Raw genomic sequence first — 22,394 nt, 5'->3', positions numbered from 1 at the left:
TATATTACCATAAACTTTGCCCTCAGACAAGTAATAAAGCACGTTACTTCTTTAACAAACTTAAAAATTTTGTGTTGAATTTTTAAGAAAATCTATCTCTATAGTGGATTTATTTATACATATATATAGATAAAATCCCATAAAAAATATTATTTATTCTACGATTTCTTTAATTAAAACAGGCTCTTTAATCTCTTCTTTTTCAATTCTAAAGGCCTCATAAATATCATCTATGGCATTAGCTAGATTTGTCTCGTCGTTTACATAGATTTTAGCTAGCAATTCATTTTCAAGGATCTTATCAGAAACCTTCTTATTTAGCTCAATGCCAACGCCGTAGTCAATTGTATCCTCTTTTCTTTGTCTGCCGCCGCCTAAAATCATAGAAGCATGGCCAATTAAATCAGACTGGATGTGGGCTACATAACCCTCTTCTTTTGATAAAACCTCAATTACTCTTGGGGCAATCTTAAGTAAAGAATAGTCATTTACTACATTTTCATCGCCGCCTTGAGCATTAACAAAAGCCTTAAACTTTTCAAGAGCTGTGCCCTCTGTTATAGAGGCTTCAAGCATCTTTCTAGCATCTGCTAGGCTAACTTCTGGCTTTGCAGACTTAATCATATAAGAACCAAGGCAGTAAACAAGCTCCATTAAATCCTTAGGGCCTCTGCCCTTTAAGCTTTCAATTACTTCCCTAACTTCAAGGGAATTACCTACAGCAAGCCCTAGAGGCTCATCCATCTCACTAATTATGGCAATAGTTGACTTACCAGCACCTTTGCCGATTTCTACCATGGCGCTAGCAAGCTTTTTAGCATCCTCAATGGTCTTCATAAAGGCGCCAGATCCCACCTTAACATCTAGGCAAATGCTATCAGCCCCAGAAGCTAGCTTCTTACTCATTATGGAACTTGCAATAAGAGAAATATTTTCCACTGTGGCAGTAACGTCACGAAGAGCATAAATCTTCTTATCCGCAGGGGCTAAATTTCCTGTCTGCCCTGTAATTGCAATACCAAGCTCGTTTACCTGTTTTACAAAGGCCTCCATAGAAAGACTTGTCTTAAAGCCTGGAATGCTTTCCATCTTATCAATGGTGCCTCCCGTGTGACCTAGTCCTCTTCCACTCATCTTAGCAAGCTTAAGACCGCAAGCAGCAAGCATAGGTCCAAGTACTAAAGTAGTCTTATCTCCCACACCACCTGTGCTGTGTTTATCCACCTTTATGCCCTTAATTTCAGATAAATCAAGAGTATCTCCACTATCTCTCATAGCAAGGGTTAAATTAAGGGTTTCTTCCTTGTCCATCTTGTTAAAATATATCGCCATAAGTAGGGCTGACATCTGATAGTCAGGAATCTCCCCGGCTGTATAAGACTTTATAATAAAGTCAATCTCCTCTTTTGATAGTTTCTCCTTATTTCTCTTTTTTTCAATTAAATCCACCATTCTCATAAGCTCTATCCCCTTTGCTTATTTACTTTAAAATCTCCCCAAGTCTGCTATTACCAATCAATGTAGGTCTAGTATTAAAGATATCAGCGATTGTTTGAGCTATATCTGCGTAGCTAGTACCTGTATGCAGATTAACATTTTCCTTTAAAGCCTTACCATACATAAGCACTGGCACGTACTCTCTTGTGTGGTCTGTGCCAGAATATGTTGGGTCGCAACCATGATCTGCTGTAATAACAAGCATGTCATCTTCACGCATTGCCGAAAAAATCTCTGGAAGGCGGCTATCAAAGTCCTCTAAGCCCTTACCGTAGGCCTTGGCATCTCTTCTATGTCCCCAAGCTGAGTCAAACTCAACTAAATTAGTGTAGATTAAGCCCTGATTGTCCTCTCTCATGTAATCAAGAGTCTTATCAACCCCGTCCATATTATCCTTAGTGTGAACTGCTCTTGAGATTCCTTCTTTTGCAAATATATCTTCGATCTTACCAACAGCTAAAACATCTAGACCTAAATCATCTCTAAGTCTATTTAAAATGTTATCCTTTGTTGGTACAAGGGAGAAGTCATGTCTATTAGAAGTTCTAATGTAATTGCCGCTAGTTCCAACAAAAGGTCTAGCAATAACTCTAGCCACTGCCACATCTCCTTGTAAAACTTCTCGTGCAATCTCACAAATCTCGTATAATCTCTTAACACTAATTACATCCTCGTGGGCTGCAATCTGATAAACTGAATCAGCTGATGTATAGATAATTGGCTTACCAGTTTTTACATGCTCATCTCCTAGTCTATTAATAACTTCAGTACCTGAAGCTGGCTCATTACAAAGAATGCCAGGAAGCTTGGCTCTCTTAATGATCTCGTTATTTATCTCATCGTTAAAGCCATTAGGAAATGTTGGAAAAGGATTAGGGGAATAAATACCAGCCATTTCCCAGTGACCAATAGTTGTATCCTTACCTGCTGACTTTTCCTGTAATTTTCCATAAGCGCCAATGATGTCTTTATCTTCTAATCTCTTTAAATTAGCCCCGTCAATATTTCCAAGGCCAAGCTTTAAAAGATTAGGAATCTTTAGTCCGTTATTAGCTTCCCAAGTATGTCCTAGTGTATCAACTCCCACATCACCAAAGTCCTTAGAATCTGGTGTTTCGCCGATACCTACACTATCAAGTACAATCCAAATAACTCTATTTATTCCACTTTTATTACGAATTTTTCCCATTAAAACTGCCTCCGTTATTTCTTTTTTCTCACAAACCCTTGTTCACATTTTAACACATTTAGCTATAAATTCCTAGAAATGACATATGAATTGTTGTATGATATACATCAGAAGTTATTCTAAAAAATTATGTAGTACATGTAGGAGATGTAAAATGAGTTTTGAATTTGTAAAGCAGCTTCCAACTCCAAAGGAGATTAAGGAAGCCTATCCTTTAAGTAAGGAATGTATTGAACTTAAGAAGAAAAGAGATCAGGAAATCGCAGACGTTTTCACAGGAAAGTCTGACAAGTTTATTGCTATTATTGGCCCTTGCTCAGCAGACAATGAAGATGCGGTCCTTGACTATACAACTAGACTTGCAAAGGTGCAGGAAAAGGTAGCAGATAAGATTTTAATTATCCCAAGAGTTTACACCAACAAGCCTCGTACAACAGGCATTGGCTATAAAGGCATGCTTCATCAGCCTGACCCAGAAAAGAAGTCAGACCTTTATGCAGGACTTGTGGCAATTAGAAAAATGCACATAGACATTATTAAGGAGACTGGACTTACACCAGCCGATGAGATGCTCTACCCAGATAACTTCTGGTATTTAGAGGATGTTTTATCATACGTAGCTGTTGGTGCTCGTTCCGTTGAGAATCAGGAACACCGCCTTGTTTCAAGTGGTATTGACGTTCCAGTTGGTATGAAGAATCCTACTTCTGGTGATTTTAGCGTTATGTTAAATTCTGTTGTGGCAGCTCAGTCTAAGCAGACATTTATTTATAGAAGACATGAGGTTAATACTCAAGGAAATCCTCTTACTCACTGCATCCTAAGAGGTGCCGTTAATAAGCACGGACAGAACAATCCAAACTACCACTACGAGGATGTTATTCGCCTCTTTAACATGTATAAGGCAAGAGACCTTGAAAATCCTGCCCTTATCATTGATACAAACCATTCTAACTCTGGTAAGCAGTACATGGAGCAGATTAGAATCGTTAAGGAAATCCTCCACAACTGCCGCTACAACAAGGATATTAGAACTCTTTGCAAGGGCGTTATGGTTGAGAGCTACATCGAACCAGGAAATCAGAAGGTAGGCGAAGGCGTTTATGGTAAGTCAATTACTGATGCTTGCCTTGGCTGGAAGGATTCAGAAAATCTTATTTACGAAATCGCAGATAGATTATAGAATCATTTTTAATCAATAAAGAATTTAAGAAAATATAAGACCTAACGGAAGTTGTTTCCCGTTAGGTCTTATTTAATCTTATTAGTTTTTAGTAAATCTTAGTAAAATGCTGCATAAGCTAAAATAGCAGCCACTGTCTTAGCATCGATAATCTTGCCTTCGAGAATCATTTTCTTAGCCTCATCAAGACTATAGCACTCAACATTAATATCCTCGTCTTCATCAAGACATCTATGTCCCTTTTCAAGGTCTCTTGCAATGTAAATGTCAATTAACTCGTTACAGTAAGCAACGGCAGTTACAATAGTAAAGAGCTTCTCAATATTATTTGCCTTAAAGCCAGTCTCCTCTTCTAATTCTCTTGCGGCAGCCACGCTTGTCTCTTCATCCTTAAAATCAAGGCAGCCCGCAGGAATCTCTAAAGTAAGACCATCCACTGAGTTTCTATATTGTCTAACCATTAAAATCTTTCCGTCATTAGTTATAGGAATTACAGCTGCTGCATTTCCTCTATGATCAAGGTAATCCCAGTCTGATGTATGACCATCGGCAAACTCCATAGTATCCTTGTACATATCAAGGATTGAACCCTTATAAACTAATTCTCTTCCAACACGTTTTACACTATCCATCTTCTTCTCCCTTTCTTTTTGAAAATGTGCAATTATAGGCACATTTTTTAAAATATATGATATAATCAATATATTAAACGTCCTGATTGAAATAATCAAGAAATAGATATATTTGGAGGAGAAAAATGCACGTATTTCAACCATTACCATTAGACTTAATCGAGATTAATCCATTCCAAAAGTTATCAAAAGAATGGGCTATTGTAACAGCTGGTACTAAGGTGGAAGCTAACCCTATGACAGTAAGCTGGGGAGGCTTTGGAACTTTCTGGGGTAAAAGCGTTTTAACAATTTATGTAAGAGAATCTAGATTTACAAAGGAATTAATTGATAAGTCAGACTTTTTCTCAGTTAGTTTTTTACCTGATGATAAGAGAAATGCCTTAAGCGTTTGTGGTTCACTATCAGGCAAGGACAATAATAAGTGGGAGCAATCTGGTTTAACTCTTAATTCTAGACTTGGTATTCCATTTCCAGATGAAGCAAGCCTTGTTTATTTATGTAAGAAGATGGCAGCAGTTCCTATTACTGCTGAAACTTTTATGGATAAAGAAATTGACAAGAAATTCTATGCTGAAGGCGATTATCACACAATGTATATAGGTGAAATTATTGATGCCATGGCTAGATAATTAAATAATTGTATGAAAATAAAAAAGCAAGTTTGTGGCTTGAACTTTTAAAAGAAATCCTTAAGCCTAAACTTGCTTTTATATTTATTAGTTTTATCATTACTTAATCTTAGTGCACTTTTCATAGCATGCATCTGTTGCCTTAATTACTGCATTTCTAAAGCCTTCTGCTTCAAGTGTTGCAACGCCCTGAATTGTTGTTCCACCAGGTGAGCAAACCTTATCCTTTAATAGACCTGGATGTTCGCCTGTCTCTAAAACCATCTTAGCTGAGCCAAGAACAGTTTGAGCAACAAGCTTATAGGCATCTTCTCTTTTAATTCCGTACTTAACAACTGAATCAGCAAGAGCTTCAATAAACATGTAGACGTAAGCTGGTGAGCTACCTGATGCGCAAACTACACCATCCATCTGATTCTCAGCTACATAAACTGCTTTACCAAAGGCATTAAAGAAGCTATCAATTAAATCTCTTTCCTCAAAAGAGAAATCTTCCTTACAATAGCTAACTCCTGTCATGCCCTCTCCCACTAAAGCTGGTGTGTTTGGCATAGCACGTACAATTCTAATGTCAGCTCCAAGCTGCTTCTTTAAAGACTCGATTGTGATACCAGGTGCGATGGAAATAATAACACTGTCCCCTGTGATTACATTTTTAATATTCTTTAAAACCTCTGGATATACCTGTGGCTTAACGGCTAAAACAACAAACTTCGCATTAGCAGCAAGTTCTGCATTAGTTTCAGCATAACGTACCCCTGTATCCTTAGCTATATTTTCACATTTTTCCTTATTAGGGCTAGTAATTATAATGTCGCTTGCTTCAAAGCTCTTTAAAACGCCTTTAAGCATTGCGTATCCCATATTTCCCATTCCGATAAATCCAATTTTACTCATATCTTCCTCCCAAGTTGATATATTGTTACTAATAAAAAATCTGTAGGTAACAGTTAGATTATACCAAATGATTACCTACAGATAAATTATTTTTTGAATTAAATGTTGTTTTTAGAAATTAGTTTAGAATTTAGAGTTTGTAGTTAAATAAATAAGTAATTACTTGCTTTCAAGTAACTTTTCAACGGATACTAACTTTACGCATAATACGAAAAGTTTTGCAGCCTGAGCCATCTCTTCTGGAGTTGGGAAAGATGGTGCAATACGAATATTGCTATCCTTAGGATCTGAACCATAAGGGAATGTAGCACCTGCGTTAGTAAGCTTTACACCAGCTTCCTTACACTTAGCAACGATATCCTTAGCACAACCTTCTAAACTTTCAAAGCTGATGAAGTAACCACCGTGTGGTTTTGTCCAGCTACCAATACCTGTATCACCAAGTTCTTCTTCAAGTACTGCTAATGTAGCTTCAAACTTAGGTCTCATCATATCGGCATGCTTTCTCATGTGAGCCTTTAAACCATCGAGGTTCTTGAAGTATCTTACATGTCTTAACTGATTTAACTTATCATGACCGATTGTCTGAATTGTAAGCTGCTTCTTAACATCTTCGATGTTAGCGTGTGATGAAGCAAATACAGCAACACCAGAACCTGGGAATGAAACCTTTGATGTTGATGCAAATTCAAATACCATATCAGGATTTCCAGCCTTCTCACATTCTGAAAGGATCTCAAGAATCTCATCCTGATTGTCATCATATAAATGATGGATAACATAAGCATTATCCCAGAAAATTCTAAAGTCAGGAGCTGCTGGTTTTAAGTTAGCAAATCTCTTAACTGTTTCGTCTGAGTATGAGTAGCCCTGTGGGTTAGAATACTTTGGTACACACCAAATACCCTTAACTGTTGGGTCATTATTAACGTAGTGTTCAACAAGGTCCATATCTGGTCCCTTATCTGACATAGGAATTGTAATCATTTCAATTCCGAATCTTTCTGTAATAGCAAAATGTCTGTCATAACCAGGAGCTGGACATAAGAACTTAATCTTATCTAACTTACACCAAGGTGTGTTACCTAAAATACCATGTGTATAAGCTCTTGATACCTGATCATACATAATGCTAAGTGATGCATTACCGTATACAATAACATGATCTGGAGTTGTTCCAATCATATCAGCCATAAGTTTCTTAGCTTCTGGAATACCATCTAAAACACCATAGTTTCTACAGTCTGTACCATTCTCAGACTTAAGTAGTGACTTAGAGTTAATAGCGTCTAAAATATCAAGTGAAACATCAAGCTGTGTTGCAGATGGCTTACCTCTAGACATATCAAGGTTTAAGCCCTTTGCCTTAGCTTCACTATACTCCTTGTTTAATTCCTCTCTTAACTTAAGTAATTCCTCTTTACTTAAACTTGTATAATTCATAACTTCCTCCTAAATCATATTAGATTTACTACGACTTAAATTTATTAATGCATTGATAGGTTTATACTTAATAAAATAAAGTTATTTCTCAAAAAACTTTCTTAAGTCCCTAGTATCATACACAATAATAGGAGTTAATGCAAGGAAAAACATAGAAATTCTATATTTTATCTAATTTTATAAATAGAATTTGAGAATTTACTTTCATAAATTAAGTTTGTAAGAAAAACTCAATTTATGAAAATCAAAGAAAATTAGAAATAAAGCTTAAAAAGGGCATCAAAAAAGGTGATTAAAGATTTCTCTTTAATCACCTTAGTTTAATTCTTTCTCGGCTTGAAATCTGATTACTTAGCGTAATCTACAGCTCGTGATTCTCTAATAATACTTACTTTAATCTGACCTGGATATTCCATCTGATCTTCAATCTGCTTAGAAATATCTCTTGCCATAAGTACCATGTCTGTATCACTCACGACTTCAGGAACTACCATTACTCGAACCTCTCTACCTGCTTGAATGGCAAAGGACTTTTCAACTCCCTTAAATGAGTTTGTAATGTCTTCTAATTGTTTTAGTCTGTTTGTATAAGTTTCTAACGTCTCTCTTCTTGCACCAGGTCTTGCAGCTGAAATTGTATCAGCAGCCTGTACAAGGCAAGCTATTAAGCTTTCTGGTTCAACGTCTCCATGATGTGCTTCAACCGCATTAATAATAGTTGGTGATTCCTTATATCTTCTACATAAATCCACACCTAACTGAACGTGAGATCCTTCCATCTCATGATCAACTGCTTTACCAATATCATGTAGTAAACCAGCTCTCTTAGCAGTCTTAATATCAAGTCCCATCTCTGCAGCAAGCAAACCTGCTAACTGGGCAACCTCGATAGAATGCCTTAAAACGTTCTGTCCGTAACTAGTTCTATATCTTAACTTACCAAGTAAACGAACCAACTCAGGATGAATTCCATGAACACCAACCTCAAGGGTTGCAGCCTCACCTTCCTCTTTAATTAATGCCTCTACTTCTTTTTGTGCTTTTTCAACCATTTCTTCGATTCTAGCTGGATGAATACGACCATCAAGAATTAACTTCTCAAGGGCAATTCTAGCTACTTCTCTACGAACTGGATCAAAGCCTGATAAAACTACTGCCTCTGGTGTATCATCAATAATAAGTTCTACACCTGTCATAGTCTCAAGAGTTCTAATGTTACGACCCTCACGACCGATGATACGGCCTTTCATTTCATCGTTAGGAAGCTGAACTACTGAAATTGTTGTTTCAGCAACGTGATCTGCAGCGCATCTCTGAATTGCATTAACAACATACTCCCTAGCTTTCTTATCTGCTTCCTCTTTTGCTCTGCTTTCTAATGTCTTAATCATTACAGCAGTATCATGTTTTACTTCATCTTCAACAGTCTTTAATAGAAATTCTTTTGCCTGTTCGGAGGTTAAGCCTGAGATTCTTTCAAGTTCCTGTTGTCTCTGTTTCTCAAGTTCTTCTACCTTTATTCTAGCCTTGCTAAGTTCTTCCTCGCGCTTAGTTATACTAGAGTCACGCTTTTCTACTGCCTCAATCTTCTTATCAAGGGATTCTTCCTTAGAAGTTATTCTTCTTTCATACTTTGAAAGTTCGTTTCTTCTTTCTCTAGTCTCTTTCTCAAGTTCATTACGAGCCTTAATTGACTCTTCCTTTATCTCTAAAAGAGCTTCTTTCTTTGCAGCTTCTTTTTCTCTAATTGCTGCCTCCCTATCAGCGATTGCGGCATCCTTAGCAGTTTTGGCTGCTTGCCTTTCCTTAATAGCTTCATCAACAATCTCACGTGCCTTCTTATTAGCATTGCTAATCTTTGAACGATTACCAAGAATATAGGCAACGATTGCTACTATGACTACTAAGACAGCAAACACAACTATCAAAATAGGATCCACAGGAGCGCCTCCTTATTAAGTTTTATTGTACTCTACATACAACAATACCATATTACCTTGATTTGCGCATATTGTCAAGAAATTTGCACTATTTAAGATACATAACTAGTTTTCTAATAGTCCTTAATCAGTCTATCTAATGCTTTATTAATTATATCCATCGAATATCCCCTTCTAAACAAAAATGCCATTAATTTGTTCTTCTCTTTAAAGTCTAGATTCTCAATATACTCATCTTCTGCTAGTTTTAGTTTCTTTCTAATAAGCTTAATTGATTGATTTAGCTCACAATCTTGATTGTCTTCATAAAATCCGTCAGAAATTTCCTTGATAATATTAGAATTAATCCCCTTTTGCATAAGTTTCATCTCAATAATTCTTTTGGACTTATTAGCAGCCTTAAAGTTGAAATAATTATAGGCATATCTGTAGTCATCAATATAGCCATAGCTCTCTACGTAAGCCACGGCTTTCTTTATTGATTCCTTAGGATATCTACTCTTAGCTAATTTATCTATTAATTCTTGTCTTGCATAGTCTTTACTTGTAAGTAAAGACATGGCCCTAAGAGTTGCTCTCTTAGTTAGAGTGGCTATAATCTCCTCATATACAGACTCAGGAAGCACTACGCCTTCTTTTATATGTAAGCGTCTTACTTCGCCTTTATAAAGGGCAAATGCCTCTTCATAGTTAATTGATATTAATAGCTTCTTTTTATTTAATTCTTTAATTGAGGTTATTGTAAGTTCGCTCATAAATTTACCAAACTGCCATGAAAAGAAATAACTATTGGACAATTAGCATAAAACTAGCTATCCAATAGTTATCTATATTAATCTAATATTAGTTACTAGATTATTCTTCAGTTGCTGCAGCTTTCTTTCTTGATTTTGTAGTCTTTGTTTCCTTAGCCTGGCTTTCATCAGATGCTACTTCTTCTGCCTGAGCCTCTGTTTCATCACCTGGTTCAATACCGTAGAATACTCTTACCTTATGATCAATCTCTTCATAAAGAGCTGGATTGTTAAGTAAGAACTGCTTAGCATTCTCTCTACCCTGGCCAATCTTCTCGTCATTGTATGAGAACCAAGCACCAGCTTTGTTAATAATGTTAGCGTTAGCAGCTAAATCTACTAAGTCACCAACCGCTGAGATACCCTTACCAAACATAATATCAAATTCAGCTTCTCTAAATGGAGGAGCAATCTTATTCTTTACAACCTTAACTCTAGTTCTGTTACCAATAACTTCACCGTTCTGCTTTAATGTTTCAATACGACGAACATCAAGTCTTACTGATGAATAGAACTTAAGGGCTCTACCACCTGTTGTAGTTTCTGGGTTACCAAACATAATACCAACCTTTTCACGTAACTGGTTAATGAAGATAACTACACAGTTATTCTTACTTACAACTGGGGTAAGCTTTCTTAAAGCCTGAGACATAAGTCTAGCTTGTAAACCTACATGAGAATCACCCATGTCACCATCAATTTCAGCCTTTGGTACAAGGGCAGCTACTGAATCCACGATTACAATATCAATAGCACCAGAACGTACCATAGTTTCACAAATCTCTAATGCCTGTTCACCACTATCAGGCTGAGAAATATATAAATTATCAATATCTACGCCAATATTCTTAGCATAAACTGGATCAAGAGCATGCTCAGCATCAATAAAGCCTGCAATACCGCCACGCTTCTGTACTTCAGCTACCATGTGAAGTGCAACTGTTGTCTTACCACTTGATTCAGGACCATAAATTTCAACAACTCTTCCCTTCGGAACCCCTCCTGCTCCTAAGGCAATATCCAAGCTTAATGAACCTGTTGGAACACATTCAACATTAAGAGAAGCAGCCTGCTCTCCGAGCTTCATAACCGAACCTTTACCAAATTGCTTTTCAATGTTAGATATAGCTGCGTCTAATGCTTTAAGCTTTTCATCGTTATTTACCATAATCGTAATCTCCTTATAATCAAAACGTATTTTCGAAACATTCGTTCGTTTGTATTAATAATAATACCATTTAATTTCTTTGTCAATAGTTTTTCGAACATGTATTCGGAAAGTTTTAGACGAGAGTCTAAATAGAAAAAATGCAGATAAATACTGCTTTTAGATAAGATTTTTATCTTAATAATATACTGGAACAAGAAAAATTTTAACATAGCCACTATTTTTTGTAAACCTCAAAGTCTAAATTTGATTATTTGAGTTTGGACTTTGAGCTTTGAGATATATTTTTATAAAAAAAGGTGGTACATATTAAATGTACCACCCAAATTTCAGATATATCTACTTTACCGTATCAATTACAAGCTTAAGGGCATTGAAAGCAGCCTGCTCTCTAACACTCTTTCTATCGCCAGTGAAGTTAAACTCCTTAACAATAGTCTCGTCCTTGTAATGACAAGCAATATAAACTAAACCTACAGGCTTTCCATCTTCCATTGAAGGACCTGCAACACCTGTAATAGAAACTGCTACGTCAGCTTTGGCCTTTTTACAAGCGCCCTTGGCCATTTCACTAGCAACTTCTGCACTTACAGCCTTGTATTTAAGCATTGTTTCATGGCTTACACCTAGTAATTCTTCTTTTGCCTCGTCACAATAAGTAACAAAGCCTTCTTTAAATACATTGGATGCGCCGCTAATATTGACGATTAAAGAAGAAACCATACCGCCTGTACAACTCTCTGCAGTTGTTAAGACTAGACCCTTGTCCTTTAAAATTCGTACAGCTGCTGCATCTAAACCCTTAATAAAACTCTCGTTTGGCATTAGTGTGCGCCCTCAAGGAAAATCTTATAATTTTTCATAATATAATCAAGAAGTGAAATTACTGTTAATACAAGGGAAATGTAAATCAATACCTGATTTAAAATAGCAGAACCTGGGAATGGTAACTCAAGTACTACTAAAATAATTGTCACCATAGTTACGGCAGTCTTTACCTTGCCCCACCAGCTAGCAGCAATAACTACGCCATTGTCTGATGCAACAAGTCTAAAACCACTGATAATAAACTCTCTTGCAATAATAACGATTACAATCCAACCATAGATTTTTCCAAGGTCAGAAAGTGCGATAAGTCCTGAGCAAACAAGTAATTTATCTGCTAAAGGATCCATAAACTTTCCAAAATTAGTTACAAGATTATACTTTCTTGCAATCTTTCCATCAAGCATATCAGTTAAGCTAGCAATTATGAAAATTGCTGCTGCCCAGTAGTTATGTGCTGGAATCTTATCGATGTATAATAACACAAGAAAAACTGGCACTAATATAACTCTGAAAATAGTTAATTTATTAGGTAAATTCATCTTAAGCCTCCTATTAATTTCTTTTACCACATATTAGCTTATATCAAATGTAAATAATTTTCCACATAAATTTATAAATTAGTCCATAATCTCTGCAAGTAAGTCATATTCTGTGGCGTCTGTGATTTTAACCTTTACAATTGAACCGCTAATTAATTCATAATCACATGATACAAATACGAGTCCATCTACATTTGGCGCATCCTTATAGGAACGTCCAACATAAGTGTCATCATCAGGGATATAGCCCTCAATTAAGACTTCTAATTCCTTGCCTACCATAGCCTGTGACTTCTCAATAGAGATTTCCTGCTGTAATTCCATAATTTCATCACGACGACTAGCTTTAATCTCTTCTGGCACCTGGTCTTCAAATTCAGCTGCTGGTGTGCCTTCTTCCATAGAATAAGTAAATACACCAAGTCTATCAAATTCAAGCTCATCAACGAAATTATAAGTTGTTTCAAAGTCTTTTTCAGTCTCTCCTGGGAAACCTGTAATAAGTGTTGTTCTTAAGGCAATATCAGGAATTTCTGTTCTAAGTTTATTTACAATATCAATAATATCCTGTCTTGATGTTCTTCTACCCATTCTCTTTAAGATATTATCAGAGCCTGATTGAATAGGTAAATCAAGATAATGACAGACCTTAGGCTCATTTTTAATAGCCTGAATTAATTCATCATCAATTTCCTCAGGATAACAGTAAAGAATTCTAATCCACTTTAAACCTTCAATCTTAGAAAGTTCGTGAAGAAGCATAGGAAGTGACTTCTTGCCATATAAGTCAACACCGTAAAGTGTTGTTTCCTGTGCGACTAATATAAGTTCGCTAGCACCATTTTCCACTAAATGCTTAGCCTGCTCAACTAAATATTCAACCGGATAACTTCTAAAGCTTCCTCTAACATAAGGAATAATGCAGTATGTGCATCTCTTATCGCAGCCTTCTGCTATCTTTAAGTACTCAAAATATCCAGGAGTTGAAATAACTCTCTTATCCTTAACCTGAGGTAATCTGTTATCATCATCAATAAAATTAATATTTTTCTTAGCACATACGCTCTCAATTGCCTCCGCAATCTTATCAAAACTTGTTGTACCGATAAATGCGTCAACTTCAGGAATCTCCTTAATTAATTCGTCCTTATATCTGTGAGCAAGACAACCTGCGGCAATTAAAATCTTGCAATTAGCGTCTTTTTTTCTTTGACCCATCTCAATAAGGGTATTAATGCTTTCTTCCTTAGCATCCCCAATAAAACAGCATGTATTAACAACGATAATATCTGCACTGTACTCATCATCTGTAAACTCATAGCCCTTGTTCTTTAAAATACCTAGCATGTTCTCTGTATCAACTAGGTTCTTATCACATCCAAGGGAAACAAACATAATCTTCATATGATTTCTCCTAAATTCTAATTGTTCTTATAATAAAAAGCCCATTATATCACTTAATGGGCTAAAATTGTCAAGACTCAGTCGGAGCTTGTACCCCGACTGAGTTAAAATATACTGTGCTATTCTAACATATTTATGTTAAATGCGCTATTTTATTTTAAGTGTTCTTAAAAATATCTTCTGATTTGCAGAAATTCTATTGCTCTCAATGGCTTTTTGAATAGTTTTATTGTGAACCCATTTATCAAGACATTTATTTGTAAGAAAAGGAAGAACTTCATCGTATTGTTTAGCAAGTGCTGTGGCAAAATACCAAGCAATCATCATATTTACATAATATTCATCTGATTTGACCCCAGAAACCATTCTTACATAATTAAGGTCAAAGTCTTCATCAAGATAATGCTTCATTAACATTTCTATGGCAAATCTAACAGTATAACATCTATTTGACTTTATCCATGTATTGATATATTTAAGAAGTTCTTTTTTATGTCTTTTAAAAACACATGGAGACATCTGATCTGTAGTAGCCCAATTATCTATAAAAGGCAAAAACTCATTAACTTTTTGTATACATAAATTAAAATCCCTAATATCAGAAATAATAAAAGCATGTAGCTGATTTTCTTCAAAAAATCTGTGGGGCAAACTATTAAGAAAAATTTCAATATCTTTATTTGACTTAAGAGATTTTGATAGTTTTCTTAAATCAGGGGTTCTAACCCCTATAACACAAGATTTTTCCACGTTAGGAATAAGCTTTGATTGAAAGTCCTTATAATTTTTATCTTCTAATTCAAAAAGTGTATGTTGAATGTCATTTACTATCATTTATACCTCTTAAAATGCCTTAGTCCATGGGAACAGCGTATCGCCACGGTCAAGTTCCCTTATTTTCGTGATATCTTCCTCCGTCAATGAGAAATCAAACAATTCCATATTCTCTCGTAAGCGGTTTTCATGCCTTGATTTCGGAATGATAGGAATCCCTCTTTGTACCAGGAAGCGAAGTGCTATCTGCGCTGCGCTTTTTTGATATTTTTCACCAATTTCAGCCAGTACTTTATTACTTGCTACATTCCCGATTCCTTGCGCAAGTGGAGCCCATGCCTGCATAGTCACCCCGTGTTTTTTCATTTCCTCCTGAAAGTCCCACTTCTGGAAGTAAACATGAGTTTCCAACTGATTGACCGCCGGAATGACATCACACTGCTTTAAGAAAGAGCGATACCAGTTCTCATCATAGTTGGAGATTCCTATTGCTCTAGCCTTGCCCTCATGAAAAGCCTCTTCAAGCGCACGGTACATCTCCGGACCCTGAGGGTAAGGCTCATGTAAAAGCAGCAAATCTACATAAGAAAGCTGAAGGTTTTCGAGGGATTCTTCTATCGCTCTTTTCGCTTTCTCGTAACTATTACTTCTGCTATAGATTTTTGTAGTCACAAAAATCTGATCTCTGGCAACCCCGCTTTTTTTGATGCCTTCTCCGACTTCACGCTCATTTCCATACATCTGGGCTGTATCAATCAAACGATATCCAAGAGCAATGGCTGTACTAACCATCTGGGTGCACTCCTCTCCGCGCAAGTCCCATGTGCCAAGCCCTACAAGCGGCATTTCCACGCCATTATTCAATCTAATAGTTTCTGAATTCATTCTGCATGATGAAGCTCACTTAAGAGCTTCCCTCCTTTAAATATAATTTACATTTAGAGTTTTCATCTACTCAAGAGGCACACAGTCTCTGTATGCGCTGTATGTGGGAACATATCAAAAGGTGTCACAGGACTTACCTTATAGCCGCCCTTAATCAAAGTCTTTATATCCCTCACCTGAGTTTCAGGATTACATGAAATATAAACCACTCTATCCGGCTTAATCTTAAGTATAGATTTAAGAAATTCTGGACTTGAACCAGATCTTGGTGGGTCCATTACAACAACGTTAGCCTTACGGCCGCTTGCTGCGTAGTCTACTAAAAACTCCCCTGCGTCTGCTGCCTGAAAGTAAATGTTTTTGATATTGTTAAGTTTAACGTTAACTTTTGCGTCCTCGATTGCATTTTCATTAAGCTCAACACCAATAACTTGGCCAGCAGCCTTGCTCATAGCCATTCCAATAGTGCCGATGCCGCAATAAGCATCAATTACAGTGTCTTGCTTAGTAAGGTTTGCAAGCTTAATAGCTTTCTTGTAGAGCTTTTCTGTCTGGTCGTGGTTAATTTGATAAAATGAGCTAATGCCGAGTCTAAACTTAAGTCCGCAAAGAATGTCCTCAATATAACCCTTACCAAAAAGAGTTACTGTTCTTTTGCCAAGAATCATACTAGTTTTTGAATTATTTACATTTTGCAAAATTGTAGTAATTTCAGGATGGCGCTTTCTGATTTCCTTAAGGAAATTGTTCTTTGATGGAAATGCAATGTCGCCGGTTACAAGGCACAACATAACTTCCTTTGTTACAACGCCACGTCTTATAAGAATGTGGCGCAAAAAGCCCTGTCTTGTATCTTCATTGTAGGCCTTATATTTAAAGGACTTCATAAGCTCCTTGATGGTATTAATGATACTACGACATACTTCATCTTCAATCATGCAGTCTTTGATGTCTACTACATCATGGCTATTTTCCTTATAAGTGCCCATGCGGATATTGCCCTTTTTATCAGCGGCAACCACGGCATGAACCTTGTTTCTATAATAAATCGGTCTATACATAGAGACAATTGGCTCCACCTTAGTAAAATCCTTAAAGAGCTTTTCCATGTCTCTAGTCTTAATTGCAAGTTCGTTGTCATATTTCATTCCTGCATAGGCGCAAGCCCCGCAATCCTCAAAATAAGGACAATTTATTGCCTTAGTTTCTTCGTTATAACTACTCATATTTACCTCAAATAAATTAAACTTAACTTTATAAACGTTTATACTAAATTAAGCAGTCACCTAAAATCTAGATGACTGCCTATTATTGTAATCATTATATATTAGTTTTATTAGAACTGCTCGTCGCTGTTACCAACGATCTTAACCTTACCCTGGTATAATTCACTTACAGCGATAGATAAAGGCTTATCATTATCTGTTGAATGAATAAGAGGAGTACCAATAATTAACTTTCTTTCGTCTTCAGCAGAAATCTTCTTCTCTTCTACTTCCTTCTTGTCCTTATCCTTTTCCTTTTCCTTAACCGTAGCATCAGCCTTAGCCTTGTTAATCTTCTCCTGGATTGATCTTGCATCAATAATTTCCTTAGCACGTGTAGCTGTTGCCTTAACGATAGAATATCTTGATTGTACTAAAGGCTGCTCGCCCTCTTCAACCTCGCTGTTAATAACTGCCATTAATTCAGTATAAGATGGATGTATCATTATTGTTCTCCTTTCGAATAAGCTTTAAGCTCTTCCTTTACTTTGTTAATTAATTCTTCATTGTTAGCTGTCTTCATCTTCTCAGATGCAACAACTCCCACTATTCTTTCTACACACTTCTCAACTTCATCATTAAGAATTATGTAGTCATATTCTTCTAAGCCCTCAGACTCGTCATAAGCTCTTGAAAGTCTTGCAAGAATTGTAGCCTCATCCTCTGTGTTACGACCACGGAGTCTGTTCTCTAATTCCTTAGCAGATGGAGGTGTGATGAAAATAAGCACCGCATCCGGATAAATCTTCTTAATATCAAGTGCTCCCTGCATCTCAATTTCAAGAATAACATTCTTACCAGCTTCAAGCTGACTCTCGACATAAGCCTTAGGTGTGCCGTAGTAATTGCTTACATACTTTGCATACTCTATTAATTCATTCTTGTCTATCATAGCCTCGAATTCTTCTACTGTCTTAAAGAAGTATTCTCTGCCATTCTCTTCACCTGGTCTAGGATTACGAGTTGTTGCTGAAATACTTAAACAGTATTCATCCTTATGACTAGCAAGTAAGCTCTTAACAACTGTTCCTTTACCTGCTCCTGAAAAGCCAGATAAAACAATTAATAAACCTTTATTGTTCATAACATAACCTCAAATCTTAAATTATGTTGCACCAATAAAGAATAAATCTTTACATAATGCGCAAAGACTATTATACCTAAGGGAGAAAAAACAATCAAGTAAAATTTATTCGATATTCTGAATTTGCTCTCTTACTTTCTCGATTTCTGTCTTTAAATCAATTGCTGCATTAGAAATATCAATATCATTTGCCTTTGAAAGAATTGTATTAGACTCTCTGTTCATTTCCTGAGCGATAAAGTCCATCTTTCTACCAACACCACCGTCTTCAGAAAGACATTTTCTAGCATGATTAATGTGACTTCTAAGTCTAACTGTCTCTTCGTCTACGCAAATCTTATCGGCATATATTACAAGCTCAGTAGCAATTCTTTGCTCGTCAATATTAGTATCTCCTAAGACTTCCTTAATCTTATTTTCAAGCTTACCTCTGTATTCCTTCATGATTTCAGGACTTCTCTTCTCAATAAAGTCCACAAGCTCTTCCATGTGATCAAGCTTTAAAAGTAAGTCCTTCTTTAGGTTCTCACCCTCTAAGATTCTAGTTTCAACAAACTGGCTAAAGCACTCCTTTAGAGCCTCCTCAATAAATGCCCATAACTCGTCTTCATCCACTTGAACCTCTTCCATTGTAATAACCTCAGGGTATCTTGAAAGCGCTGCGCAATTGACATCATTTTCAATATTAAACTCTTCGCTCATCTTCTTGAAAATGTCCATATATTCCTTAGCAATTGCATCATTATATTTAATATTAACCTGATTCTCGTTATTGTCCTCATAGTTAATAAAAATATCCACCTTACCTCTATTAGCGTACTTCTTTAAAGTCTCACGAATTCTAGACTCGAAAGAATTGAGCTTCTTTGGCATTTTAATTCCTGCTTCTAAATATCTATGGTTAACGGATTTAACCTCAACTAAAATCTTTCTATTATTTCTTAAAATCTCGCTTCTTCCAAAGCCTGTCATACTTTTAATCACGTATTTTCACCTCGTAAATGTATTTATTTGAATAACCCCACAAACTTCTATAATTATAACAATATATTGCAAAAATCACAAGAAGAACTAGGAATTTATACAAGAATTTGCTAAACTCTTTATACGAGACAAAAGGAGGCAAAATAATGGCATTCGACGGAATTGTAATTTCAAATATTGTTGATCAATTAAACAAAACCATTAAAAATGGTCGATTATATAAAATCGCTCAGCCGGAAAACGACGAGCTTTTTCTTACAGTAAAAACTTCTGAGGGTCAGTACAGACTACTTTTATCAGCAAATCCTACTCTTCCTCTTTGCTATCTTGCAAAGGATAATAAGACAAGCCCTATAAAAGCGCCTAATTTCTGTATGTTACTTAGAAAGCATCTAAACAATGGTCGTATTATTTCAATCACTCAGCCAAAATTTGAAAGAATTATTGATATTGAAATCGAGCACCTTGACGAGCTTGGTGACCTTTGCAGAAAGCACTTAATTACTGAGTTTATGGGTAAGCATAGTAACATTATCCTAGTTAATGAGGACAATATGATTCTTGATAGTATCCGCCACGTATCCGCTCAGATGAGCTCCGTGCGTGAGGTTCTACCGGGTCGCCCATATTTTATAACTAACACTAACAACAAGTTAAACCCTGTTGCTACCACTAAGGATGAGTTTTTTGAAAATGTATTCTCAAAGGCACAACCTATCTCTAAAGCAATTTATCAAACCTACACCGGTTTTTCTAGCCTTGCAGGCGAAGAACTTTGCATAAGAGCTAAGATTGATAGCCAGCTTCCAGCGAATTGTTTGGAAAATGCAGACAAAGAGGCGATTTTTGACACATTTTCAAAATTACTTGCTGATATTAAGGCAGGCAACTACAAGCCTAACATAGTCTTTTCAAACAACATTCCTAAGGAATTCTGGGCTTTTGAGCTTGAGATGTTTTCAGGTTCTAATAAGACAAGTGATATTGCCATTTCAAATTATGAGTCAATTAGTGATTTGATTCGTGATTTTTATAAGAAGAAGGAAATCTATACTAGAATTCATCAAAAATCTGCGGATTTAAGACGAATTGTTACTACTATTTTGGAGCGTGACATTAAGAAGTTAGATATTCAGGAGCGACAGTTAAAGGACACTGAGAAGAAGGAAAAATATAAGATTTATGGCGAGCTACTATCTGCCTACAGCTATGATGTAACTAGTGGAGATGAGAGCTACACTTGTAACAATTACTACGATAACAGCGAAATCACTATCCCACTTGATAAGGATTTATCTGCTATTGAAAATGCTAACAAGTATTTTGCAAAGTATAACAAGTTAAAGAGAACTTACGAGGCCACAACTATACTTATTAAGGAAGTTAGCGCAGACATTAACTATCTTGAGTCTGTTCTTAATTCTCTTGAAATTGCAGTTAGCGAGGACGATTTAAATCAGATTAAGGAAGAGCTTCACGAAACAGGCTATATAAAGTCTTCTAAGAAGAAAAATTCTAAAAAGATTTCAAGTAAGCCACTTCACTACATTTCTTCTGATGGTTTTGACATCTATGTTGGTAAGAATAACAGTCAGAATGACGAGCTTACTTTTAAGTTTGCCAATGCCAACGACTGGTGGTTTCATGCTAAGCAAATGCCAGGTTCCCATGTAGTTTTAAGAACTAACGGCAAGGAAATTCCTGATAGAGCTTTCGAGGAGGCAGCAGCTCTTGCAGCCTACTACTCTAAGGGCAGAGAACTTGAAAAGGTAGAAATAGACTACGTTGTAAAGAAGGAAGTTAAAAAGCCAGCTCAGGCAAAACCTGGATTTGTTGTCTATTATACAAATTACTCTCTTATTGCAAAATCAGACATTTCTATGTTAAAGGAAGTTGAGGACTAAGTCCTATTTTTACAAAGGAAGGTTAAGTTTTGGGATTCCCAGCAACTTGACCTTCCTAATTTTTATTATTTCTTATGGACGTAGGTTTTTACTTACCCAAATGGCACATTTTCAAAAATCCTTTAATCTTTGCTTTCTCTAGCTTCTCGTCTTTTTCTCTTTCGATACTTATGAATATTAATCATAAGAACTAGGACGATTACGGTGCTTATAATATCTGCCACGCTCCACATAATAAAGTGAATTGCAATACCACTAAAATTTTTAGCAATTATTTGACCAATTAGATTTAAAATGATGTTAATGGTAATTAAAATTAACATCTGAGTTTTGTTGCCCCTAACGCTTATAATGTAGACTAGCATTAGGTTTATATATAGACAGGTAATAAGGAAATTTGCTAAAAAGGCAAAGTAGGCAAAATCAACCATGTCGCAAATATTCAAATCCGTAGTTACATTTCCAAGAATCACAGGCTTATTAATTATGTTAATTACAATGATTACAATTGAGATTAAAGTCGGTATTAAAACCGAGATAATTCCTGCAATTTTCTTTTTTAGAAACTTATCTGTTATGATTCCAAGGCCAATAATCAGTATTAAAATATAAGAAATTGGCAAACCTAGAATCTTATTATTATCTATATAAAAGGTCCTTAAGTAATTTAAGGAATTCATGCAAGCTAGATCCTTTTTATTCATAATCATATAACTTAAATTGTTTCTAAGCACGTCAATTCCCACATATCCATACATGGCAACCATGTAAATACTAGTTCCACTTAGGGCGTTGGCTTTGTTATAAAGTCGTATTTTTTCAATTTTACTAGACTTAACCATTGCCAAACATAGCAGTGACAAAATTATAATAATTATTGGCACAACAAGTAATTTAGGCAATGCCTGCATGGTGACAAAATCGTCTCCATTGATACCTAAAAACAAATTTGTAATCTTTCTATGTACGCTTTTATTCCCCTCTAAGAGTCTAGCAACAATTACAACTACTGCTGTGGCAATGCTTGATAGATTTGCAATAATAGCGATTCTTCCTGCTTTACTAAGCCTAAACAATACTGCGATAAATGCAATAAATACCGCAAGGATTGCAAAGGAAAATACAAATCTATAAATTATATTAAAAGCCAAGTAATATTGCATATTGTAGAGATTTTTCTCAGCTTCTGTTAATTTGTCAGAATTTAGGCTTATTAGATTTAAAATGTCCTGAAACAAGCCACCACCCAAAAAGCAAAGCAGACAAATAAAATCTAAGCATAACAAAACCATTATAGAGACTAAGCGAATGTAAGTCTTTTGCGCCTTATCCATATAAATCCTCTTTTATTT

Annotated in this window: 21 protein-coding genes; 3 read left to right on the top strand and 18 right to left on the bottom strand. The window is 35.9% G+C overall.

All coding sequences use genetic code 11. From position 1 onward, the window contains the following. Positions 1-153: 153 nt before the first annotated feature. The gene (locus tag G600_RS0103460) at positions 154-1,458 is read right to left on the bottom strand and encodes a pyrimidine-nucleoside phosphorylase (RefSeq protein ID WP_027430686.1); all 1,305 of its coding nucleotides are present in this window, start codon (positions 1,456-1,458) and stop codon (positions 154-156) included. A gap of 22 nt (positions 1,459-1,480) precedes the next feature. Then, positions 1,481-2,686, bottom strand: a complete 1,206-nt coding sequence (locus tag G600_RS0103455; protein ID WP_027430685.1) for a phosphopentomutase — start codon at positions 2,684-2,686, stop codon at positions 1,481-1,483. 154 nt (positions 2,687-2,840) lie between these two features. Between G600_RS0103455 and G600_RS0103450 the strand changes: the two genes are divergently transcribed. After that, the gene (locus tag G600_RS0103450) at positions 2,841-3,869 is read left to right on the top strand and encodes a 3-deoxy-7-phosphoheptulonate synthase (RefSeq protein ID WP_027430684.1); all 1,029 of its coding nucleotides are present in this window, start codon (positions 2,841-2,843) and stop codon (positions 3,867-3,869) included. A 98-nt stretch (positions 3,870-3,967) separates the two neighbouring features. On the opposite strand, the gene G600_RS0103445 is transcribed toward G600_RS0103450, so the two are convergent. After that, entirely contained in the window at positions 3,968-4,501 is a 534-nt protein-coding gene (locus G600_RS0103445; protein WP_027430683.1) for an NUDIX hydrolase, read from the bottom strand. Between the two features lie 125 nt (positions 4,502-4,626). Between G600_RS0103445 and G600_RS0103440 the strand changes: the two genes are divergently transcribed. After that, complete coding sequence (locus tag G600_RS0103440) at positions 4,627-5,133, top strand: flavin reductase family protein (protein WP_027430682.1); 507 nt, start codon at positions 4,627-4,629, stop codon at positions 5,131-5,133. 99 nt (positions 5,134-5,232) lie between these two features. Here the strand turns inward: G600_RS0103440 and proC are convergent, their stop codons facing one another. The 14 genes from proC to G600_RS0103370 all read right to left on the bottom strand — a co-directional run bounded on the left by proC (position 5,233) and on the right by G600_RS0103370 (position 19,138). Then, the gene (gene proC / locus G600_RS0103435) at positions 5,233-6,030 is read right to left on the bottom strand and encodes a pyrroline-5-carboxylate reductase (RefSeq protein ID WP_027430681.1); all 798 of its coding nucleotides are present in this window, start codon (positions 6,028-6,030) and stop codon (positions 5,233-5,235) included. Positions 6,031-6,189: 159 nt separating this feature from the next. Continuing rightward, positions 6,190-7,473, bottom strand: coding sequence for an aminotransferase class I/II-fold pyridoxal phosphate-dependent enzyme (locus G600_RS0103430; protein WP_027430680.1), 1,284 nt, complete (start codon positions 7,471-7,473; stop codon positions 6,190-6,192). A 347-nt stretch (positions 7,474-7,820) separates the two neighbouring features. Then, a complete protein-coding gene (rny, locus tag G600_RS0103425; protein ID WP_027430679.1) occupies positions 7,821-9,413 on the bottom strand; it encodes a ribonuclease Y in 1,593 nt (530 codons plus the stop codon). Positions 9,414-9,526: 113 nt separating this feature from the next. Further along, positions 9,527-10,168, bottom strand: coding sequence for a regulatory protein RecX (locus G600_RS0103420; protein ID WP_027430678.1), 642 nt, complete (start codon positions 10,166-10,168; stop codon positions 9,527-9,529). 100 nt (positions 10,169-10,268) lie between these two features. Continuing rightward, positions 10,269-11,375 carry a recombinase RecA gene (gene recA, locus G600_RS0103415; protein WP_051195343.1) on the bottom strand — a complete coding sequence of 369 codons (1,107 nt, stop codon included), beginning with the start codon at positions 11,373-11,375 and terminating at the stop codon, positions 10,269-10,271. Between the two features lie 339 nt (positions 11,376-11,714). Beyond that, the gene (locus G600_RS0103410) at positions 11,715-12,200 is read right to left on the bottom strand and encodes a CinA family protein (protein WP_034245412.1); all 486 of its coding nucleotides are present in this window, start codon (positions 12,198-12,200) and stop codon (positions 11,715-11,717) included. Beyond that, positions 12,200-12,742: a CDP-diacylglycerol--glycerol-3-phosphate 3-phosphatidyltransferase gene (gene pgsA / locus G600_RS0103405; RefSeq protein ID WP_027430675.1), complete on the bottom strand. Its 543-nt coding sequence runs from the start codon at positions 12,740-12,742 to the stop codon at positions 12,200-12,202. Before pgsA ends, G600_RS0103410 begins: the two co-directional genes overlap by 1 nt. Before the next feature lie 78 nt (positions 12,743-12,820). Continuing rightward, positions 12,821-14,146 (bottom strand): 30S ribosomal protein S12 methylthiotransferase RimO, encoded by a 1,326-nt coding sequence (gene rimO / locus G600_RS0103400; protein WP_027430674.1) that lies wholly within the window; start codon positions 14,144-14,146, stop codon positions 12,821-12,823. A 147-nt stretch (positions 14,147-14,293) separates the two neighbouring features. Continuing rightward, complete coding sequence (locus G600_RS0103395) at positions 14,294-14,980, bottom strand: DNA alkylation repair protein (protein WP_027430673.1); 687 nt, start codon at positions 14,978-14,980, stop codon at positions 14,294-14,296. 9 nt (positions 14,981-14,989) lie between these two features. Next, positions 14,990-15,766: an aldo/keto reductase gene (locus G600_RS0103390; protein ID WP_278244390.1), complete on the bottom strand. Its 777-nt coding sequence runs from the start codon at positions 15,764-15,766 to the stop codon at positions 14,990-14,992. Between the two features lie 101 nt (positions 15,767-15,867). Next, positions 15,868-17,031, bottom strand: coding sequence for a 23S rRNA (uracil(1939)-C(5))-methyltransferase RlmD (gene rlmD, locus G600_RS0103385; RefSeq protein WP_051195342.1), 1,164 nt, complete (start codon positions 17,029-17,031; stop codon positions 15,868-15,870). 110 nt (positions 17,032-17,141) lie between these two features. Further along, positions 17,142-17,516 carry a DNA-directed RNA polymerase subunit omega gene (locus G600_RS0103380; RefSeq protein ID WP_027430670.1) on the bottom strand — a complete coding sequence of 125 codons (375 nt, stop codon included), beginning with the start codon at positions 17,514-17,516 and terminating at the stop codon, positions 17,142-17,144. After that, positions 17,516-18,154, bottom strand: coding sequence for a guanylate kinase (gene gmk / locus G600_RS0103375; protein ID WP_027430669.1), 639 nt, complete (start codon positions 18,152-18,154; stop codon positions 17,516-17,518). The genes G600_RS0103380 and gmk overlap by 1 nt, the downstream gene beginning before the upstream one ends. 105 nt (positions 18,155-18,259) lie before the next feature. Continuing rightward, positions 18,260-19,138: a YicC/YloC family endoribonuclease gene (locus tag G600_RS0103370; RefSeq protein WP_027430668.1), complete on the bottom strand. Its 879-nt coding sequence runs from the start codon at positions 19,136-19,138 to the stop codon at positions 18,260-18,262. 146 nt (positions 19,139-19,284) lie between these two features. On the opposite strand from G600_RS0103370, the gene G600_RS0103365 reads away from it, so the two are divergent. Next, positions 19,285-21,042, top strand: a complete 1,758-nt coding sequence (locus G600_RS0103365) for an Rqc2 family fibronectin-binding protein (RefSeq protein ID WP_027430667.1) — start codon at positions 19,285-19,287, stop codon at positions 21,040-21,042. Positions 21,043-21,164: 122 nt separating this feature from the next. On the opposite strand, the gene G600_RS0103360 is transcribed toward G600_RS0103365, so the two are convergent. Continuing rightward, positions 21,165-22,376 (bottom strand): hypothetical protein, encoded by a 1,212-nt coding sequence (locus G600_RS0103360; RefSeq protein ID WP_027430666.1) that lies wholly within the window; start codon positions 22,374-22,376, stop codon positions 21,165-21,167. Positions 22,377-22,394 lie beyond the last annotated feature (18 nt).

It is taken from the genome of Lachnospira multipara ATCC 19207 (assembly GCF_000424105.1).
Taxonomy (GTDB): Bacteria; Bacillota; Clostridia; order Lachnospirales; family Lachnospiraceae; genus Lachnospira; species Lachnospira multipara.
The sequence above is the reverse complement of the archived record's forward strand: the minus strand, read 5'-3'. Positions and strand labels throughout refer to the sequence as shown.

Bases quoted from the DNA above. Each gene is read 5' to 3' on its own strand.
- G600_RS0103360 (WP_027430666.1), bottom strand. From the start codon at position 22,376: ATGGATAAGGCGCAAAAGACTTACATTCGCTTAGTCTCTATAATGGTT.
- G600_RS0103410 (WP_034245412.1), bottom strand. From the start codon at position 12,200: ATGCCAAACGAGAGTTTTATTAAGGGTTTAGATGCAGCAGCTGTACGA.
- G600_RS0103440 (WP_027430682.1), top strand. From the start codon at position 4,627: ATGCACGTATTTCAACCATTACCATTAGACTTAATCGAGATTAATCCA.
- G600_RS0103420 (WP_027430678.1), bottom strand. From the start codon at position 10,168: ATGAGCGAACTTACAATAACCTCAATTAAAGAATTAAATAAAAAGAAG.
- G600_RS0103380 (WP_027430670.1), bottom strand. From the start codon at position 17,516: ATGATACATCCATCTTATACTGAATTAATGGCAGTTATTAACAGCGAG.
- G600_RS0103460 (WP_027430686.1), bottom strand. From the start codon at position 1,458: ATGAGAATGGTGGATTTAATTGAAAAAAAGAGAAATAAGGAGAAACTA.
- G600_RS0103455 (WP_027430685.1), bottom strand. From the start codon at position 2,686: ATGGGAAAAATTCGTAATAAAAGTGGAATAAATAGAGTTATTTGGATT.
- G600_RS0103365 (WP_027430667.1), top strand. From the start codon at position 19,285: ATGGCATTCGACGGAATTGTAATTTCAAATATTGTTGATCAATTAAAC.
- G600_RS0103445 (WP_027430683.1), bottom strand. From the start codon at position 4,501: ATGGATAGTGTAAAACGTGTTGGAAGAGAATTAGTTTATAAGGGTTCA.
- gmk (WP_027430669.1), bottom strand. From the start codon at position 18,154: ATGAACAATAAAGGTTTATTAATTGTTTTATCTGGCTTTTCAGGAGCA.
- G600_RS0103395 (WP_027430673.1), bottom strand. From the start codon at position 14,980: ATGATAGTAAATGACATTCAACATACACTTTTTGAATTAGAAGATAAA.
- proC (WP_027430681.1), bottom strand. From the start codon at position 6,030: ATGAGTAAAATTGGATTTATCGGAATGGGAAATATGGGATACGCAATG.
- pgsA (WP_027430675.1), bottom strand. From the start codon at position 12,742: ATGAATTTACCTAATAAATTAACTATTTTCAGAGTTATATTAGTGCCA.
- G600_RS0103450 (WP_027430684.1), top strand. From the start codon at position 2,841: ATGAGTTTTGAATTTGTAAAGCAGCTTCCAACTCCAAAGGAGATTAAG.
- rimO (WP_027430674.1), bottom strand. From the start codon at position 14,146: ATGAAGATTATGTTTGTTTCCCTTGGATGTGATAAGAACCTAGTTGAT.
- rlmD (WP_051195342.1), bottom strand. From the start codon at position 17,031: ATGAGTAGTTATAACGAAGAAACTAAGGCAATAAATTGTCCTTATTTT.
- G600_RS0103390 (WP_278244390.1), bottom strand. From the start codon at position 15,766: ATGCCGCTTGTAGGGCTTGGCACATGGGACTTGCGCGGAGAGGAGTGC.
- recA (WP_051195343.1), bottom strand. From the start codon at position 11,375: ATGGTAAATAACGATGAAAAGCTTAAAGCATTAGACGCAGCTATATCT.
- G600_RS0103430 (WP_027430680.1), bottom strand. From the start codon at position 7,473: ATGAATTATACAAGTTTAAGTAAAGAGGAATTACTTAAGTTAAGAGAG.